At 69.9% G+C, this 18,099-nt stretch carries 18 protein-coding genes and 1 riboswitch; of the genes, 4 read left to right on the forward strand and 14 right to left on the reverse strand.

What is annotated here, in order from left to right; translation table 11 throughout:
• Positions 1-217 precede the first annotated feature (217 nt).
• The 10 genes from OHT01_RS35425 to OHT01_RS35470 form a co-directional block, all read right to left on the reverse strand.
• Positions 218-418, reverse strand: coding sequence for a hypothetical protein (locus tag OHT01_RS35425; RefSeq protein WP_328557192.1), 201 nt, complete (start codon positions 416-418; stop codon positions 218-220).
• A gap of 31 nt (positions 419-449) precedes the next feature.
• On the reverse strand, positions 450-1,118 hold the full coding sequence (locus OHT01_RS35430; RefSeq protein ID WP_328557193.1) for a hypothetical protein: 669 nt from the start codon (positions 1,116-1,118) through the stop codon (positions 450-452).
• A gap of 266 nt (positions 1,119-1,384) precedes the next feature.
• Positions 1,385-2,563: an acyl-CoA dehydrogenase family protein gene (locus OHT01_RS35435; protein WP_328557194.1), complete on the reverse strand. Its 1,179-nt coding sequence runs from the start codon at positions 2,561-2,563 to the stop codon at positions 1,385-1,387.
• Positions 2,564-3,045: 482 nt separating this feature from the next.
• Positions 3,046-3,618 carry a TetR/AcrR family transcriptional regulator gene (locus OHT01_RS35440; protein ID WP_328557195.1) on the reverse strand — a complete coding sequence of 191 codons (573 nt, stop codon included), beginning with the start codon at positions 3,616-3,618 and terminating at the stop codon, positions 3,046-3,048.
• A gap of 224 nt (positions 3,619-3,842) precedes the next feature.
• Entirely contained in the window at positions 3,843-4,757 is a 915-nt protein-coding gene (locus OHT01_RS35445; RefSeq protein WP_328557196.1) for an ATP-binding cassette domain-containing protein, read from the reverse strand.
• Positions 4,758-4,765: 8 nt separating this feature from the next.
• A complete protein-coding gene (locus tag OHT01_RS35450; RefSeq protein WP_328557197.1) occupies positions 4,766-5,842 on the reverse strand; it encodes an ABC transporter permease in 1,077 nt (358 codons plus the stop codon).
• Positions 5,842-6,861 (reverse strand): sugar ABC transporter substrate-binding protein, encoded by a 1,020-nt coding sequence (locus OHT01_RS35455; RefSeq protein WP_328557198.1) that lies wholly within the window; start codon positions 6,859-6,861, stop codon positions 5,842-5,844. Before OHT01_RS35455 ends, OHT01_RS35450 begins: the two co-directional genes overlap by 1 nt.
• A 472-nt stretch (positions 6,862-7,333) precedes the next feature.
• Complete coding sequence (locus tag OHT01_RS35460; protein ID WP_328557199.1) at positions 7,334-8,494, reverse strand: Gfo/Idh/MocA family protein; 1,161 nt, start codon at positions 8,492-8,494, stop codon at positions 7,334-7,336.
• A 142-nt stretch (positions 8,495-8,636) separates the two neighbouring features.
• Positions 8,637-9,332, reverse strand: coding sequence for a type 1 glutamine amidotransferase domain-containing protein (locus tag OHT01_RS35465; protein ID WP_328557200.1), 696 nt, complete (start codon positions 9,330-9,332; stop codon positions 8,637-8,639).
• A gap of 214 nt (positions 9,333-9,546) precedes the next feature.
• Entirely contained in the window at positions 9,547-10,122 is a 576-nt protein-coding gene (locus OHT01_RS35470; protein ID WP_328557201.1) for a PadR family transcriptional regulator, read from the reverse strand.
• A gap of 82 nt (positions 10,123-10,204) precedes the next feature.
• Here OHT01_RS35470 and OHT01_RS35475 point away from each other — a divergent pair, with 82 nt between their 5' ends.
• Positions 10,205-10,597 carry a nuclear transport factor 2 family protein gene (locus OHT01_RS35475; RefSeq protein WP_328557202.1) on the forward strand — a complete coding sequence of 131 codons (393 nt, stop codon included), beginning with the start codon at positions 10,205-10,207 and terminating at the stop codon, positions 10,595-10,597.
• Between the two features lie 65 nt (positions 10,598-10,662).
• Positions 10,663-11,037, forward strand: a complete 375-nt coding sequence (locus OHT01_RS35480) for a ferredoxin (RefSeq protein ID WP_328557203.1) — start codon at positions 10,663-10,665, stop codon at positions 11,035-11,037.
• Positions 11,038-11,311: 274 nt separating this feature from the next.
• On the opposite strand, the gene OHT01_RS35485 is transcribed toward OHT01_RS35480, so the two are convergent.
• On the reverse strand, positions 11,312-11,896 hold the full coding sequence (locus OHT01_RS35485) for a histidine phosphatase family protein (RefSeq protein WP_328557204.1): 585 nt from the start codon (positions 11,894-11,896) through the stop codon (positions 11,312-11,314).
• 211 nt (positions 11,897-12,107) lie between these two features.
• Positions 12,108-12,248, forward strand: a riboswitch (cobalamin riboswitch).
• A 38-nt stretch (positions 12,249-12,286) separates the two neighbouring features.
• Between OHT01_RS35485 and OHT01_RS35490 the strand changes: the two genes are divergently transcribed.
• On the forward strand, positions 12,287-12,508 hold the full coding sequence (locus tag OHT01_RS35490) for a CbtB domain-containing protein (RefSeq protein ID WP_328557205.1): 222 nt from the start codon (positions 12,287-12,289) through the stop codon (positions 12,506-12,508).
• A 218-nt stretch (positions 12,509-12,726) separates the two neighbouring features.
• Entirely contained in the window at positions 12,727-13,917 is a 1,191-nt protein-coding gene (locus OHT01_RS35495) for an acyl-CoA dehydrogenase family protein (protein WP_328557206.1), read from the forward strand.
• Positions 13,918-14,219: 302 nt separating this feature from the next.
• On the opposite strand, the gene OHT01_RS35500 is transcribed toward OHT01_RS35495, so the two are convergent.
• From OHT01_RS35500 to OHT01_RS35510, 3 genes are all read right to left on the reverse strand, one after another.
• Complete coding sequence (locus tag OHT01_RS35500) at positions 14,220-14,393, reverse strand: hypothetical protein (RefSeq protein WP_328557207.1); 174 nt, start codon at positions 14,391-14,393, stop codon at positions 14,220-14,222.
• Positions 14,394-14,713: 320 nt separating this feature from the next.
• Positions 14,714-17,272, reverse strand: coding sequence for a pullulanase X25 domain-containing protein (locus OHT01_RS35505; RefSeq protein ID WP_328557208.1), 2,559 nt, complete (start codon positions 17,270-17,272; stop codon positions 14,714-14,716).
• A 276-nt stretch (positions 17,273-17,548) separates the two neighbouring features.
• Entirely contained in the window at positions 17,549-17,743 is a 195-nt protein-coding gene (locus OHT01_RS35510) for a carbohydrate-binding module family 20 domain-containing protein (protein WP_328557209.1), read from the reverse strand.
• Between the last annotated feature and the right edge of the window lie 356 nt (positions 17,744-18,099).

The following is an 18,099-nucleotide window of genomic DNA, read 5'->3' on the forward strand; positions in this document are numbered from 1 at the left end:
TTGCGTTGGCGTGAAACCACCTCTCACCCAAGGTCTGCGTCCAGGATCACGGTGGCCGGGTAGCCCGGCGGCGCATGGATCCTCCGTGCGCCTTCCTGGTTGCGGGAGGTATGGCGCGGCCCATGTTCACCCCGCAGAATATGGCCGGATTTCAAACTCTCCCAGGTAGAGGGCGTCTGAAAAGTCTGTCAGCGGGCCGATCTTGCGAGGCGCCGCGCTAAGGAGACCGCTGGGTTCGCAGGAGGTATCCGTTCGCATCGGCGCCGTGCTCCTTCGCGTAGCGGAGCAGGGACTCTCGTACGGTCCACGGCATCGGAGTCTCACGGAACTCTCCGACCATGCGGTGCCTGAGGGGCGCTCGTTCGCGCGTCTTGCCTTCTATCTGTTCGGTGATGCGGTAGACGTCGTCCGCGACCATCCGCTCCAGATTCGCAGCGAATGCCTCTCCGTTACGGAGCCCGGAGCCCGGAGCCCGGCATGAGGTCGATGATGATCCGAAGCCCGCTGCTGCTGACGGCCTTGAGGGCGTGTATCTCGTCCAGCGTGGGGATGGTGATCTCCCGCGGGACGTACTCGGGCGGTACGACGCCGTCGAATGGGTTCTCGGGGATGCCGCCACGGCGGCGCGCGTCGAGAAGAATCTTCTTCAAGGTGTCGAACGCGTTCTGTTGAGCCGCAAGACCGACGGAACGTTCCTCCATCGACATGATGAAGTCGTCGACCACCGTCGCCGTGAAGGTGTTCATCCGCCGCGACTCCAGCACGGGCAGAATCTGGCCGTTGAGGACCTGGGTGACTGAGCGAGTGCTGCCCGGGGCGTAATGCCGCTGCCGGGTCAGCCAGGTGGCAGCGTATTGACCGAAACGCTGCTTCCTGAGCTCTCTCTTCAGTTCAGCCTGGGCACGGGGAGTGGACCGCTTCTCCTCGTAGACTTTGGTCAACCGGTCGAGCGCCGTCTGCTGCGTGGAGTAGCCGGTCTCTTCACACTGCCGACCTGCCGACCTGCCGACCTGCCGCGTCGCGGTAGCGAACGGCGTACGGGTGGCTGCAACGGTTCTGGCGGGCGCAGGCCCAGCTTTGAAGAAGCTGCCCATTCCGCGGACGGGCTGGGTCGCCAAGTGCGCGTCTCCTGACTCATGTTGGGAGTTCGCTGACCAAGGGCCTCTCAGCATGGGACTGACCTGCGGCCGCGCCAAACTAGAAGACGTTGATGAGCATCTTCATGGGTACCTCCTGGTGAGAAGAGCCGCCGGGCCGCTGTCCGGTAATGCCCACGTTAGGAGTGGGTCAGGTCGGCCGTCGACCGCTGCGCGGCACCGCTTCGGACACCGTGGGCCGGCGGGGCTCGTGCGGGTCCGTCGTGAACGCCGCCGCGGGCTTCCCGCTACCCCGCGTTCCGTACCCGGAGGGTGCCTCGCTCGGTCTCCTTCAGCGCGCGGCCGATGATCAGGCGCTGAATCTGGTTGGTGCCCTCGAAGATCTGCATGACCTTGGCTTCGCGCATGTAGCGCTCGACCGGGAAGTCGCGGGTGTAGCCGGCGCCGCCCAGTACCTGGACCGCGTCGGTGGTCACCTTCATGGCGTTGTCGGTGGAGATCAGCTTGGCGATCGACGCCTCGGACTGGAACGGGAGTCCCTCGTCCTTGAGGCGGGCGGCGGCGAGCGTGGTGGCCCGGGAGACCTGCACGGCCGCGGCCATGTCCGCGAGGACGAAGGCCAGCCCCTGGTGCTCGATGATGGGCCGCCCGAACGTCTCGCGCTCCCGCGAGTAGCGCAGCGCGTGGTCCAGCGCCCCCTGGGACAGGCCCGTGGCCACCGCCGCGATGCCGAGTCGTCCGCAGTCCAGTCCGGCGAAGGCGATCTTCAGTCCCTCGCCCTCCGCGCCGAGCCTGCGGTGGGCCGGGACGCGTACGTTCTCCAGGCGCACGGTGGCGGTGGCGGACCCGGTCAGGCCCATCTTCTGCTCCGGGGGATCGGCCACCACGCCCGGGGCGTCGGCCGGGACGAGGAAGCAGGAGATCGCGTGCGAGCCGGCGTCGGACGTGCGCGCCATGACCGTGTAGAAGTCCGCGTACCCGCCGTGCGTGGTCCAGGCCTTGGCGCCGTTGAGCACGTAGTCGTCGCCGTCCCGGACGGCGCGGGTGCGCATCGCGCCCGGGTCGGAACCGGCATGGGCCTCGGACAGGCAGTACGCGCCGAGCAGCTCACCGCCGAGCATGTCGGGGAGCCACTCCTTCTTCTGCTCCTCGGTGCCGAACGAGGCGAGGGCGAAGCAGGACAGCGCGTGCACCGAGACGCCGACCGCGACGCTCGCCCATACGGCGGCGATCTCCTCCAGTGCCTGGAGGTAGACCTCGTACGGCTGGTCCCCGCCACCGAACTCCTCGGGGTAGGGCAGGCTCAGCAGCCCGGCCCGTCCGAGGGTGCGGAAGACCTCGCGGGGGAAGCGTCCCTCGGCCTCCGCCTCGGCCACGCGCGGGGCGAGCTCCTTCTCGGCGAGCTCGCGGGTCAGGGCGATCAGGTCGACGGCTTCCGGAGTGGGGAGCGTACGGGTCGCGGGCATGGCGTGTCCTCGGTGGTGGCAGGTCGCTGACGATATTGATACGCCAGGCGATACAACAGTATCGTTTTTGGTACCGCCAGGCCATGGCGTCCTCCCGTGGATCCATCCGACCGTCGACAGGTCTACGGGTTCCGGCGCTCTCGGGCTCCGGCCGGCCGGGCGGGCGGCCGTGGCGCAGGCGTGCCTCGACGCGGGGCCCCGTGGGCGTGACCGGCGTCGTCCGGTGCCGCCGTGGGGTGGCCCGTGCCGATCTCGCGGAGGCGGTCCGGCGCGCGCCGGTGAAGGCGCCGGTCGTGCGGGGCGGACCCTGGCCGGGGCGCTGTGTCCCCCGACTGTCGGCCGAGAGGCTGAGTCAGGGCGGCGAAGCCGGCGCGTGACGCGTGACGCGCGCGACGTGGGTGATGCGTGGGACGTGCGGGATGCAGGCTATGTCTGGGACGCGCGGGATGTGCGGGCGTGCGGGATGTGCGGGGCGTGCCGAATCAGGGGGAGACGGCGTGGACGATGAGCGACGCCAGTTCGGCGTAGGCCTCGGCGTCGTTCAGCCCGGTGCGTGCGGCGACCTCGCCGCGCTGGATCTCCTGCATGGTGGCGGCCACGACCTCGCCCACGAACGCGGCGTGGACGTCACGGAACGCTCCCGCGGCCACACCGTCCGCGATCAGCGCCCTGATCCTGCCGGCGGCGAGGCGCGTGTTCGCCTCGTACACCTCGCGGGCCGGTTCGAACTGGGCCATGTCGTCGAGGAACCGCCGCGACAGCGGCCGCAACTGCTGGGCGACCGCGTTCAGGTAGACGGCGACGCGTTCGGAGGGGGCGGAGGTGTCGGCCACCCGCTTCTCGACGGCCTGGGCGGCGTCCCGGAAGTAGTGCTTCACCGCTTCCCGGACCAACTCCTGCTTGCTGCCCGCCAGTTGGTACAGCGTCGTCTTCGAGCAGTGCAGCCGCTCGGTCAGCTCGTCGAGGGTGAACGCCGCGAAGCCCTCCGCCACCAGCAACGCGACCAGCCGTTCGAGCAGGTCGGTCTGGCGCGCGGTGCGACGTGTGGACGGCATGATCTCAGCGTAACCGTTCCTTCTCGAACGTAACCGTCCCCCTCCACGAGGACGGCCCCGGCCCCCCTGGACGACATCTCCGCCGGGAGGCGCATCCCGGTGTCGGTGGCCCGCCCGGCCGCCTCCGGTGCCCGTCCGGCCGACGGCGCGCGGAAAGTGCCGAGCCGGGGCATGGGGTTCGGTGGCTCTCCGGTGGGCGGGCGCGCCGTCGCAGCGGGGAAGTATCAGGAAGCGCCCTCCGTGGAGGCCGGTGCCGGGGCCCGGAGGTCCTCCGCGTCCGGGAGCTCCTGTACGTCGACCCCGTGGACCTGTGCCAACTCGTGCTTGAGCGCGGCGAGTTCGGCACCGCCCGCCATATGGTCGGTGAGTTCCTCCTGCCCGATCTCGCCGCGGTCCGCGCTGAGTTCGAGGGTGCCGAGCCGCAGCACGCTGAAGTGGTCGCCGACCATGTAGGCGTGGTGCGGGTTGTGGGTGATGAAGATGACGCCGAGGCCGCGGTCGCGGGCGGCGGCGATGTACTTGAGGACGACCCCGGACTGCTTGACGCCGAGCGCGGCGGTCGGTTCGTCGAGGATGAGGACGCGGGCACCGAAGTGGACGGCGCGGGCGATGGCCACGGACTGGCGCTGGCCGCCGGAGAGCGTGCCGATCGGCTGGTCGAGGTCGTCGAGCACGATCCCCATGGCGCGCAGTTCCTCGTCGGCGGTCCGTCTCATCCGCGCGATGTCGAGGCGGCGCAGGGGCCAGGGCCCTTTGGTCAGCTCGGAGCCGAGGAAGAAGTTCCGCCACACCGGCATCAGCGGCACCGTCGCGAGGTCCTGGTAGACGGTGGCGATGCCCTTGGCGAGAGCCTCGCGCGGGGTACTGAAACGTACCGGCGCGCCGTCCACGAGGAACTCGCCCTCGCTGTGCCGGTGCAGTCCCGAGATGATCTTTATGAGGGTGGACTTGCCGGCGCCGTTGTCGCCGAGGACGCATGTCACCCGGCCGGGACGGACGGTCAGGGAGACGCCGTGCAGGGCGCGGATGCTGCCGTACGACTTGCCGGCGCCCCGCAGTTCGACGATCGCGGCGCCGCCGTCCCCGGACGGGGGATCGGGGAGGACGGCGCCCGCGGTCTCTTGTCCTTCGCTTGTCATGGGTCGGTTCACCTCCGGGTCGCCGTACGGCGGACCCACAGATTGATGAGCGTGGCGCCCAGCAGCATCACGCCGAGGAAGGCCTTGAACCAGTCGGGGTTCCATCCGGCGTAGACGATCCCCTGGTTCACCATGCCGAACATGAAGGCGCCGAAGACCGGGCCGATCGCGGTGCCGTAGCCGCCGGTGAGCAGACATCCGCCGATCACCGCGGCGGCGATGTAGATCAGCTCCTGGCCGACGCCTTCGCCCGACTGCACCGTGTTGAACGAGAACAGTTCGTGCATGCCGACGAACCAGGCGCCGAAGCCGACCGTCATGAACAGCGTGATCTTGGTGAAAGTGACCGGTACGCCGACGGCGCGGGCGCTGTCCTGGTCGCCGCCGACCGCGAAGACCCAGTTGCCGTACTTCGTGCGCAGCAGCACCCAGGTGGCCAGCCCCGCGAAGACCAGCCACCACACGATCGTGATCTTCACCTGGACGCCGCCGACGTCGAACGACGAGGCGAAGAGCTGCTTCGCCTGGCCGAATCCGTCCATGTCGCTGACGTCGTCGGTGGCGACGTTGTCGGTGACCAGCTTGGTGACGGCGAGGTTCACACCCTGCAGGATCAGGAAGGTGCCGAGTGTCACCAGGAAGCTCGGCAGCCCGGTGCGGACCGTCATCCAGCCGTTGAACGCGCCGATCGCGAGCGAGACGACCAGCGCGACGGTCACACCCACCCATACGTTCATGGTCAGTTGATAGCTGAGCATGCTCGCCGTGAGCGCCGAGCTGATCACCGCGACACCCGAGGACAGGTCGAACTCGCCGCCGATCATCAGCAGGGCCACGGGCAGCGCCATGATGCCGATCGTCGACGACTGGTAGAGCACGGTCGCCATCGAACCGCCGGAGCGCACCGAGGGCGCCGCGACGAGGAAGAAGACGAACACGGCCGCGGCGCCGAGGAACACCCCGACCTCGGGCCGGGCGAGCAGTCGCAGCGCCAGCGGGCGCCGCGCCGTCCGCGGGCCGGTCGCCGGGGGGCCGGGGGCGGGCGGCGCGGCCACCGCCTGCCCGGCCTGCCCGGCCGTGCTCATCACCGAGTGCCCTTCGCGGCGAACCCGGCCACGGCGTCGACATTGCTCTTGTCGACGAACGCCGGACCGGTCAGCACCGGCTGCTCGCCGCCGCCGCTGTAGTTGCCGTTGTTCTTGTACAGCCACAGCGAGTCGATCGCCAAGTAGCCCTGCAGGTAGGGCTGCTGGTCGACGGCGAACTGGATGGTGCCCTTGCTGATGGCGCCGGTGAGATCCTTGTTGAGGTCGAAGGTGGCGATCTTCGCCTTGCTGCCGGCGTCGGCCACCGACTGCACGGAGGTCAGGGCGTACGGGGCGCCGAGCGCGACGACGTAGTCGATCCCGGGGTCCTGCTTGAGCTTGGCGGTGATCGTCGACTTCACGGACGGCATGTCGGTGCCGTTGACGTACAGGGTCTCGGTGGTGCCGCCGAACGTCTTCTTCACTCCGGCGCAGCGCTGGGTGAGGCCGATGTTGCCCTGCTCCTGGACCACGCAGACGGCCTTCTTGGCGCCTTCCGCGTTCAGCTTCTTGCCGAGCGCCTCGCCCGCGACGGTCTCGTCCTGGCCGAAGAACTCCATCAGGCCCAGCTTCTTCCAGTCGCTGAGACCGGAGTTGAGACCCACGACGGGTATGCCGGCCGAAGTCGCCTTGCCCACCACGTCCTTCATGGCGTCCGGCTTGGCCAGGGTGATCGCGATGCCGTCGACCTTCTGGTCGATCGCGTTCTGCACCAGGTTGGCCTGATCTCCCGCGTTGGGGTTGTGCGCGTAGACGAGCCTGATGTTGTCCTTGGCGGCGGCGGCCTCGGCGCCCTTGCGGACGATGTCCCAGAACGTGTCGCCGGGCGCCTGATGGGTGACCAGGGCGACCGTCATCGCGGGTGTGTCGGCCTTGCCCGCGGCGGCACCGTTCCCGCTCTCCTCGGCCTTCTTTCCGCCCGAACCGCTGGAGCAGCCCGCGGCGAGCAGCGCGGACGCCGCGGCCAGGGCCACGAGGGGGACGATTCTCCGGGAACGGGGGTGGAACGTGCGATCCATCTTTCCAGCACCTCACTGTGCGACCGGCGGAGAGGGAACGGGACGGTTCTGGGCGCGGGGCCCGTGCGGGGTCCGGACGGCGGGTCCGGGCTCGCTCGATCCGGTGGAGCGGCGGTTGCGTTGCGACCGGATACAAGTCCCTGTCGCACCCGCCTGTCAATACTTTGTTAAGACATTATTTCAGTAGCAGGTCCGAATGTCCGTACAAGCTCGTGATGTCGTGATGTCACTTGGCGTGGTGGCGTTGATGGCCCTGCGCCTGAGAGATGCCGGGCGCCCCACTGACCGCTTCCCAGGCATCAGGAGCATCACGCACGCCGGAGCCGTCGTGTTCTCACGCCGGACCGGCATGACGCCATCTCCCTTGAGCAGAGCCCGACTTGAACAGCCCGACTTGAACAGCCCGACTTGAACAGCCCGACTTGAACGGGCCGACTGGAACGGGGCCCGACTTGAACGGGCGTCCGGCGGTTCACTCCGTGCCGAGGGCCACCCACGCACCCGACTCGGCCGAGCGGACCATGGCGTCGAGGGCGGTCGCGCTGCGGACCGCGTCGGCCGGCGTCGCGCCGTACGGCCGGTCCTCGGCGATCGACCGCAGGAAGGTGTGTGCCTCGATGACCTTGAGATCGTCGTAACCCATGCTGTTCGCCGCACCCGGCTGGAAGGCGGCGTAGTCCCCGGCCCCCGGACCGACGAACACGGTGCTGACCGGCTGGTCCTGGTACGTCGTGCCCCGGCTGACTCCGAGCTCGCCCATCCGGCGGAAGTCCCAGAACAGCGCGCCCCGGGTGCCGTGGATCTCGAACCCGTAGGTGTTCTGCTCGCCCACCGAGACCCGGCTCGCCTCCAGGACACCGCGCGCACCGGAGGCGAAGCGCAGCAGGCAGTTGACGTAGTCCTCGTTCTCCACGGGGGCCGGCTCGCCGCCCGTGGCGCGCGGGTGACCCTCCGTCGCGCCCGTCGGTCGGGCCCGCAGCGGCACGAAGACCGCGGTGTCGGCCGTCAGCGCCTCGATCTCGCCGAGCAGGAAGCGGGCCAGGTCGACGCCGTGCGAGGCGAGGTCCCCGAGGACGCCTCTGCCGCCCCGCTCCCGCTCGTAGCGCCAGGTCAGCGCGCCCTCGGGATGCGCCGCGTAGTCACTGAAGAGGCGGATACGCGCGTGCGTGACATCGCCGATCGCGCCGGAGGCGATCAGTTCGCGGGCCGCCACCACGGCGGGGGCGCACCGGTAGTTGAAGCCGACCGTGCCCCGGACACCGGCCTCGGCCACCGCGTCCGACACGGCCCGCGCGTCGTCGACGGTCAGCCCCACCGGCTTCTCGATCCAGATGTGCTTGCCCGCCCCGGCCATGGCCACACCGATCTCACGGTGCAGGAAATTCGGCGCGGTGATGCTCACGGCCTCGACCCGCGGATCGGCGACGATCTCCCGCCAGTCGCGCACCGCGGTGGCGAAGCCGTACCGTTCGGCGGCCTCTTCGGCCCGGCCCGGCACCTCGTCGGCGACGCATACCGGTTCGGGACGCAGGGCGAGCTGCGGAAAGTGGTGGAGTACGCGGGCGTACGCCTGGGTGTGCACGCGCCCCATCCAGCCGAACCCGACGACGGCGACACCGAGCGCACGCACCATGATCGCCCTCCTTCGGACCGGTCCGACCCGCGACCAGGCTAGGACCTGCCCCGGTCGAGCACGGCGCAGACGCGGGAACCGTCGGCGTCCTCCACCGTGATCGACCGGGCAGGTCCTGGGCGAGAGGGGCGCGCCGTCGCCGTCAGCCCAGCTTCTTCAGCAGTTCCGCCGCGAGCGGGGCGGCGGAGGCGGGGTTCTGGCCCGTGACGAGGTTGCGGTCGACGACCACCTTCGGGACCCAGGGCTCGCCCTCCTCGAAGTCGACGCCCGCCGCGACGAGCCGGTCCTGGAGCAGCCACTTGGCCTTGTCGGCGAAACCGGCCTGGGTCTCCTCCGCGTTCGTGAAGGCCGAGACCCGGTAGCCCGCGAAGGAGTTGGTGCCGTCCTCCCGGGTGGCGGCCAGCAGCGCCGCCGGACCGTGACACACCACCCCGAGCGGCCTGCCCGACTCCAGCGCGCGGGTGAGCAGCCGGCCGGACTCGGTGTCGGTGGAGAGATCCTCCATCGGGCCGTGGCCGCCCGGGTAGAAGACGGCGGCGTAGTCGTCGAGGTCCACGTCCGAGAGCTTGAGCGGCTGCCGCAGCTCGGTCATGGAGGCGAGGGTGCGCGCGACCTTGTCGGCGCCCTCCTGGCCACCGTTGAAGTCGGGCGCCAGGCTTCCCTGGTCCACGGTCGGCACGACCCCGCCCGGCGTGGCGACGACGACGTCGTACCCGGCCGCCTTGAATGCCTCGTACGGGGCCGCCGCCTCCTCGGCCCAGAAGCCGGTCGGATGCGAGGTGCCGTCGGCGAGCGTCCAGTGATCGGCGCCGGTCAACACGAAAAGGATCTTCGACATGGTGTGATGCTCCGAGGGTGCGGGCCCTGGTGGACCGGGAAGGGACTGCGTTCGGACGCCCTGACGGTCCGCGCGCGGAACGGCGGGGCGGCGCTGCAACCGACCGTATGCGGGCCGGACGCTGGGGACCAACACGGAACCGGCTCGCGGCCGTGGGCCGTCCGGGGGAGCGCGACCATGCTTCGGCCGGGACGGCGCGCCAGGTCGCGCGTTCCTAGGACCTGTCCTCGCGGGCGAGGGACGCGCGCCGTTCCAGCACCCGCAGCGCCCGCTCCGCCCAGTCGATGATCGCCTGCTCGAAGGCGCGTCCCCCCAGAAGGGTGAGATACGGTCCGACGCGCTCGGCCCCGTCGAGGTACTCCTCCTCGGTGCGCCCGCCGAGCATGCGGGCGCCGATCCGGTCGTAGTGCGCCAGTTTGGCGCGCGACCACTCCAGCCGCTCGGCGACCGCAGCCCGTACGGCGTCGGCGTCCCCCTTGTCGAGGGCGTAGACCTTGACCATCAGTTCGTCGCGGATCGCCGTGGGTCTCGCCGGCCCGGCGGTGAAGGCGGACAGGGCGTCGAGCCCCGCCGGGGTCAGGGAGAACACCCGCTTGTTCGGCCGGCGTTCCTGTCGCACGAGCCGGGCCTCGATGAGTCCCTCGGACTCCATCCTGTCGAGTTCCCGGTAGAGCTGCTGCGGGGTCGCCATCCAGAAGTTGGCCACCGAGGCGTCGAACCCCTTGGCCAGGTCGTAGCCCGACGCCTCGCCCTCCAGGAGCGCGGCCAGTACCGCGTTGCGCAATGCCATCCGGCAAGGCTAGACGGCATGCGTCCACAGGACTAATCTTATCCGCACCTAATCAACTAATTGACTAAGAGAGGCGGGCGCGATGAACTCCTTCCGCAAGGCGGTGGAGGCCGGAGACCTCGGCGCGGTCGAGGAGCTGCTGGCCGACGACGTCGTGTTCACCAGTCCCGTCGCCTTCAAGCCCTATCCGGGCAAGGCGATCACCGCGGCCATCCTGCGCGGCGTCTGGAGGGTCTTCAGCGACTTCCGCTACGTCCGTGAGATCGCCGGGGCCGACGGCCGTGACCACGCGCTGGTCTTCACGGCCAAGGTGGGCGACAAGGAGATCAACGGCTGCGACTTCCTGCACTTCGACGAGGACGGACTCATCGACGAATTCACGGTGATGGTGCGCCCGTTGACGGCGGCACAGGCGCTCTCCGAGGCGATGGGCGCGCAGTTCGAGCAGATCTCCCGGGAAGCCGCCGGTGCGTGAGGTCCAGGTCCCGGACTGTTTGACTCGCGCTGTTTGAACCGACTTCCTCCGGCTACCCGCCTGTTGTGACGACGACGACTTCACAGCGGGAGCTCTTCCGGTTCCTGGAGGACAGCTTCACCTGCGCCCAGGCCTGCACCGAGTGTGCCAGGACCGCCGCGCTGCGCGCGAGCCTCATGGATCCCGACGGGCCCAAGAGGCAGGAACTCGCACGCCGACTGGGCACTCTGTGCGCGGAGGTGTGCGAGGCCACCTGCCATGTGCTGTCCCGTCAACCGGCGCACAGCGAGAGGGATGTCCGCGCCCAGCTGGAGTGGTGCCGCGACGTCTGTCTGGAGTGCGCCGACGCGTTCGACTGCTGCCCCGGCGCGGAGACCGCGGCGAAGACCTGCCGTGAGTGCGCCCAGGCGTGCGCGGACTTCATGGCCACGCTGCGCTGAGGGCATGGGCCGCCCGGGCCACGGCCTCGCGGCGCCGACAGGGGCAGGGCGGGCCACGACTCCGGTGCGGCTACGACTTCGCGGCCAGGGAGTGAGCTGCCCGGGCCACGGCTCCACGGTGCGGGTCAAGCCGGCGCGGGCCACGACTCCGAGGGTCACGACTCCGCGGGCAGGGCAGGGACTCCTCCGGGGAATTCCGTGGTGCAAGCACATTCGTGGTGCAGGCACATCCGTGGCGTCGGCAAGTCCGTGGCGTCGGCGAAAGGGGTCCGGGTCAGGCTGGTTCGGTGAGCGGGCGTCCGGCGCGGACGTTCCAGCGCCCCGCGCGCCCGCTCAACTCCGTGACGGTCAGCGGCGGTACGTCCACGCGCCAGAACGCCGATTCCGGCGCCCCCAGCACCCGTACCACCAGGGCCCGTACGACCTCGGGCTCCACCACCGCCACGGTGCGGCCGTTCAACTCGGCGGCCACGTCCAGGTGTTCCGCGATCCGGTCGCAGAACGCCCGCACCGACTCCCCGCCGTGCGGCGCCGACGCGGGATCCGCGAGCCACCCCGCCACCGCCTCCGGCTCCTTCGCGCTCACCTCGGCCAGTGTCGACCCGCGCCAGCGGCCGACATCCAGGCCGGCCAACTCCGGCACCTCGACGCCGCCGTCGAGCCCGAGCGCCGCGGCGGTCTGCCGGCATCGCGCGGTGGGCGAGACCCACAGCCGGCCCCCGGCCGGCACCGCACCCGCACCGGCGGCCCGACCCGCGGCCCGCAGGCCCGCGGCGTCCACCGGGCTCCCGTCGTCGAAGCGGGCCTCGCGCAGCGCCTCGCTGATCGCCGCGGAGATCAAGATCACTCGGCTTGTCATGCCATCACTCTCGTGCGGTGTGGACCGGGCTCGTGCGCCGGGCCCACGCATCGGACTCGACGGTCGTGGACGGTGGGCGGGCGGATGAGCGGACGGAGCCCGGAGGTGAACTCCTCGGCCACGCAGGGTGGTTGCCGGACTTCCCGGCGCTCGGGGCGCGCATGATGTGGGGCGTGCGCCCTTGGCCGGGGCGCGGTCTCGCGGTACGGTCACGTGGATATTGACGACGGTTCGGCGGAAGCCCGGTGGAAGTCCGGCACGGTCGCGCCACTGTAAGCCCAGCACTCGTCACTCCGGCCAGGGGTGAGCGAGGCGGGGCAAGTCAGACCCGTGACCGTCGTCCTGTGCACCACCGAGACGGGACGCGAGTTCCCCAGGAGGTTCTGCCCCATGGCGCAGTCCGTCGTCCAGCCGACCGTCACCCCCACCGCCGTTCCCGCCAAACTGCCGATCGGTGCGATCCTGCCCTGGGCGGCGTTCTTCGGCGTCCTGATGCTGGTCCTGCTCTACTTCGTCGGCGCCGAACAGGGCGCCACCTCCCTCGTGTCCGGCGAGAACGTCCACGAGTGGGTCCACGACGCCCGCCATCTGCTCGGCTTCCCCTGCCACTGACGGCGAAGGGGAACGTACGAGCCACGATATTCGGCGCGGTCCAGGAACCTGGCCCGCGTGAGGGGGCGGTGCCCGGTCGACCGGGCACCGCCCCCTCACGTACGCGGAGGGTCGGCACATCTCGCGGAACGGGCGGCCACGTCATCGGCATTCCCAATTTCTGAAACACGTTCTACGGTGTGCGCCGTCAGGTCTGGCCCGGGGAGGCAGGAGGCGCCGTGCATCTCGAATACACGCCGGAGCAGCAGCGGTTGCGGACCGAACTGCGGCTCTACTTCGCCGAGTTGGTGCCGGACAACGCCTACGCGCGATATGGCGATCCGGCGGCGCAGAAGCGCTTCTACCGCGAGACGATCCGCCGGCTCGGCACGGACGGCTGGCTCGGGGTCGGCTGGCCCAAGGAGTACGGCGGGCGGGGCCTGAGCCCGATGGAGCAGTTCATCTTCTTCGACGAGGCGGCCCAGGCCGGGGTGCCGCTCCCGTTGATGGCGCTCAACACCGTGGGACCGACGATCATGCAGTTCGGTACCGAGGAGCAGAAGGCGTACTTCCTGCCGAAAGTCCTCTCCGGTGAGCTCGACTTCGCGATCGGCTACAGCGAACCCGACGCCGGGACGGACCTCGCCGCGCTCAGGACCAGAGCCGTACGGGAAGGCGACGAGGAGAGCGGCCACTACACGGTCGACGGCCAGAAGATCTGGACGACCAACGGCGACACGGCCGACTGGGTGTGGCTCGCCGTCCGCACCGATCCGGACGCCCCGCCCCACAAGGGCATCACCATGCTCCTCGTACCGACCTCCGACCCCGGCTACTCGTGCACCATCATCAACACACTCGCCTCGCACGACACCACCGCGAGCTACTACGAGAACATCCGCGTCCCCGCCACGCGTCGGGTCGGCGAGGAGAACAAGGGCTGGCGGCTGATCACCAACCAGCTCAACCACGAGCGCGTCACCCTCGCGGCGCACGGCACGATGGCCATCCGCGCCCTGCACGACGTCCAGCGCTGGTCGATGGAGACCAAACTGGGCGACGGCCGCCGCGTCGTCGACCTCCCCTGGGTGCGCCGGCTGCTCGCCCGGACGCACACCAGGCTGGACGCCATGAAACTCCTCAACTGGCGGATGGTGAACGCGGTCCAGGACGGCACGCTCACCCCGCAGGACGCCTCCGCCGTCAAGGTGTACGGCTCCGAGGCGCGCCGGGACGCGTACGCCTGGCTGATGGAGATCGTCGCGGCCCCCGGTGTCCTCAAGGAGGGCTCCGCCGGTGCCGTCCTGCACGGCGAACTCGAACGCGGCTACCGATCGGCCGTGATCTTCACCTTCGGCGGCGGCAACAACGAGATCCAGCGGGAGATCATCTCGTGGATCGGACTGGGGATGCCCCGGGTGCGGCGCTGACGCGCTGTGCCGTACTCGCCGTAGCCGGCGTTGTTGACGAGGACGCCCCACCGAGCCGTGCTCGGCCTCCACAGCCTGCTTCATGGACGTCTCGTCGGTCACGTCCAGGGCAGGATGCGGGCTCCCGCATCAGCCAGGTCGGTCAGAGTCTCGGAACGGCGGGCGGTGGCGTAGACGGTCAGCTCCGGGTGGCGCGCCAGTCGGAGGGCGGTGGGGCGGCCGATGCCCGAGGAGGTTCCGGTGATCAGACGGAGGTGGTCATGACGGTTCCTTCAGGGGCGTGGGGTGTCTCGGCGCGGTCATCATTCGGGTTGCTCGCCCGCGTGGTCCAGGCCGGCGACGAGCAGTGGGACTCCGTGGCGCAGGCGTCGTACCGGAGCGTCGGTGTCGGTGAGGTCGGCCTCCAGACCTCGGGTGAAGGCCAGGAAAGGGCAGCGGAACAGTCCTGTTCCGTGCGGTCGGGCGGTGGGGTTCACCGCCCCGTGGCGGCCCGTTCGGTTCCGACACCCGAGTGAGGGTGGGTCCGGCTGGAACGAGACCGGGCCCGGATCCGGTTGCAGCTTCGCGGCGACGATTGTGGCCGGGACCGGCCGTTCCGATTGCCGACGTCCGAAGCGAAGGTGGTGACCTGCCGGCAGCGCCACCGTCGGGACGGGTCGTGCGTTCAGCCGGTGTCGACGGCATCTGGGTCGTCGCACCGCTGGTGGCTCTCACTGCGGTGTCCGAGCCGAGAGGCACCCCGATGGGTGCCTCTCGGCTGTCGGTCCGACCGTACGGTTCGAGACCCGCGATGTTGTCAGTTCTTCTTGAAGACCGTCACCGCCAGGCTCGCGCAGGCGTTGTCGCTCGCGGCGACGGCGCCGGTGGTGTCGAGCACCTTCGTCCAGGTCCCCGGCGGCAGCGTCACGTTGTAGGTGCTGCCGGTGGGGTTGTCGACGACGACGGTGTCGTAGGTCGTGGGCGCGGCGGGGTTCGAGCTGAAGCGGCCGATCACCACCGAGCCGTCGACGGTCGCGGACACCTGGTTGTGCACCGCGCCCCACGTGGTGAGGCGCAGGGCCGAGCCGGCCTTGCGGAGCGCGATGGCGTCCTTGTAGTAGCTGAAGATGTTGGCGTTGGCGGTCTTGTCGCCCCAGCGGATCGCGTTGACGGCGTCGGAGGCGGCGTAGGAGTTCATCGCGGTCGGGTAGTCGCCGCTCACGACCTTGGAGCGGAGGAACTCGTCGCCCTCGGCGATGACCGGGACGCCCTCGGAGGTGAGGACCATACCGACGGCGAACCGGTCGATGCGGCCGGCTGTTCCGGTGGCTCCGCCGGTCGCGCCGGAGTACGTGATCTTGTCGTAGAGGTTCAGGTTGTCGTGGATCGAGGCGTAGTTCATGGTCTGCTCGGGGTCCTCGGCGAAGGCCGGGGTCCACAGGTTGGAGACCGGGGCGGTGCTGTTGGCGTCCGTGGGTGATCCGCGCATGCCGAAGGCGATGGCCGCGGCGTTGCCGGCGCCGCCCATGTAGCCCATGGTGTTCGTGTCCGTGCCGCCGCGGATCGCGTCGCGGTAGACGCCGTTGAAGGCGCCGAAGTGTGCGGGCGCGAGGGTGGGGAGGTTGCCGTAGCGGACCTTCTGCGGTTCCTGCGGGTCGCTCGCGCCGCCGTTCCAGGGCTCCCCGTACATCATCAGCGTGCGACCGGCGTAGGCGGTGTTGAGGTAGTTGGCCCAGGTGTTGACGTTGTTGGTGTAGTGGACGCCGACCAGGTCGAAGCGGAAGCCGTCGACGTTGTAGTCACGGACCCAGTGCTCCAGGGAGTCCTGGATCATGTGGCCGACCATCGGGTTGCCGTCGTCGATCGAGTTGCCAGTGCCGGACAGGTCGGTCGACGTGTAGTACTTGCCGGTGATGTTGCCGAAGACGCTCTTGCTGAAGGTGTGGTTGTAGACGACGTCCATGACGACGCGGATGCCGTTCTTGTGGAACACGTTGACCATGTCCTTGAACTCGCGGATCCGGTCCTCCGGCGCCGTGAACTGCGAGAACTGCTCCTCGGGAACGTTGTAGTCCACCGGGTCGTAGCCCCAGTTGGGCACGGTGCTGCCGAAGTCGAACGAGGGCATGATCTGGACGGCGGTGACGCCCAGCTCCTTCAGGTGGTCGATGCCCGTCTTCGCGCCGTTGTTCGTCGTCCCGGTCTGCACCAGGCCGAGGAACTTGCCGCGCTTGGCCGCGTCGACGCCGGAGCTCGCGTCGATGGTGAAGTCGTGGACGCTCAGCTCGTAGACGACCGCGTCCTCACGGTTCGTCAGGGCCGGGCGCGCCGCCCAGCTGCCGCCGGTGGGCGTCACCGCGGCGGTGTCGACGACCACGCCCTGAGTGGTGCCGGGGGTGGTCATCTGGGCGTAGGGGTCGGGGACGGCCACACCGCCGACGTAGAACTGGTACGTCTGATCCTTCAGGTCCCCGCTCATGACGGTCTGGTAGACGTTCGTGTAGCCGCTGAGGGTCGTAGGGCTGAGCGGGTGGCTGCTGCCGCCGACGCTGACGCTGACGTTGGAGCTGTCCGGCGACCAGAGCCGGAAGGTGGTGCCGGTCGGGGTGTACAGCGCGCCGAGGGTGTTCAGCGAGGACGTGCCGCCGCCGTTGCTCACGACGGTGATCCAGTGGGTCGCCGAGTTGTAGGAGAAGGTGGTGGTCGCCCCGGCCGAGGGCACGTCGAAGGCGATGTTGGCGCCGTTCGCCGCGCCGCCCGCGCCGTAGTTCACGGTCCAGGACTGGCCCAGGGTCACCTTGGTGTTCCAGCTGCCGGCCGGGATCGCGGTGGTGCTGTAGGTGTAGACGCCGTCGCCGTCGGGGTCGGTCATCCGCGTCGTGGCGCAGGTGGCGGACCAGTCCGCGGTGCAGCCGAGCTCGGACTGGTAGTCACCGGCCGCCGTGACGGCGGGTCGGGCGGAGTCGTCGGTGACCAGGTGGGTGGTGGGGTCGTAGACGAAGTCGACGACCTCGCCGCCTGCGGGGACGGTCATCGAGATGTCTGAGCCGCCCGCCGTGCCGCCCGCGCCGTAGTTCTCGGTCCAGCTGTCGTTGATCGCGATCTTGTAGCTGTAGCTGCCGCCCGGGACGTTGAACGAGGCGGTCCAGGTGCCGTCCGCATGTGGGGACATCTGGGCCTGCGGGCAGTCCGGCTGCCAGTCGGCGGAGCAGCCGATCTCGCTGTCGAAGGTTCCGGCCAGGGTGACCGCGCTCGGCGCGGCGGCGCTGGCGGGGAAGGAGGAGAGGGAGACGGTGCCGGCGCTCAGCAGGACGGCGGACACGCCGAGGACGGCGGCTCTGCGCGTTCCGGCGCGGGGGTGTGGTCTGCGGCTCATGAAGGGGAGTGCCTCCGGGCATGCCGAGGGTCGACAGGTACACGCAGCGGCCTGCTGTCCGTACCTACCGTCGTCGGGCGGGGTGGGGTGGAGTCGGAGCGCGGGGGTGGGGACGCGAGCGGCGGGGGAGCCGACGGGTCCCCGGGGACCTGGAGTGGCCGGCCGGTGTCAGCGCCAGGAGTCGTTGTGGGTGACGGCTCCGGAGGCGGGGGTGGTGCAGGAGCGGGTGGGGTCGCTCTGCCAGGTGATCGTTCCGTCCGGGTTCTTCTTGAGGTGCTAGGCGAAGCTCGAGTTGGACGGCAAGGTCAGCGCGGTCGACCAGGTTGGGTAGCCGGCGGCCGAGAGTGGGACCAGCGCGGCGGTGTTCCCGTTGCCCGGCGCCGCGATGGAGCGGACCACGTCCACGTTCTGGCCGTAGTAGGTGTCGGGGTACTCGTCGAGGGCGACGGAGCCCTGCCCGTCTGGCCGCAACTGCCGCCCGTGCAAGGGCTGTTGACGTCGACGGCGAAGGCAACGGCGACCGCGTCCTCGGGCACGACGGCGACCGTTGCGTTGCCGTTCGCGTCGCCGGTCACGACCGGTCAGGTGCACGGACGCGACGGAGTTCCGGTTCCACCGGAACAGGTTGGCGAAGACGTCGTTGCCCTTGCCGGGCGGCGAGGCCACTGCGGGCGTGCTGCCGCCGACCAGGGCGAGCGGTGTGACGGCAGCGAGGAGGGTGGTGGAGGCGGGGGTGGCCTGCGGTCTCCGGGATCCGGGATCTGGGAGCTGCGGGCGTGTGGAGGGTGAGATGCATGTGCGGCTCCGGGGGCAGGGCAGGGCAGTGC

The sequence above is a fragment of the Streptomyces sp. NBC_00358 genome (genome assembly GCF_036099295.1).
Classification (GTDB): Bacteria; Actinomycetota; Actinomycetes; order Streptomycetales; family Streptomycetaceae; genus Streptomyces.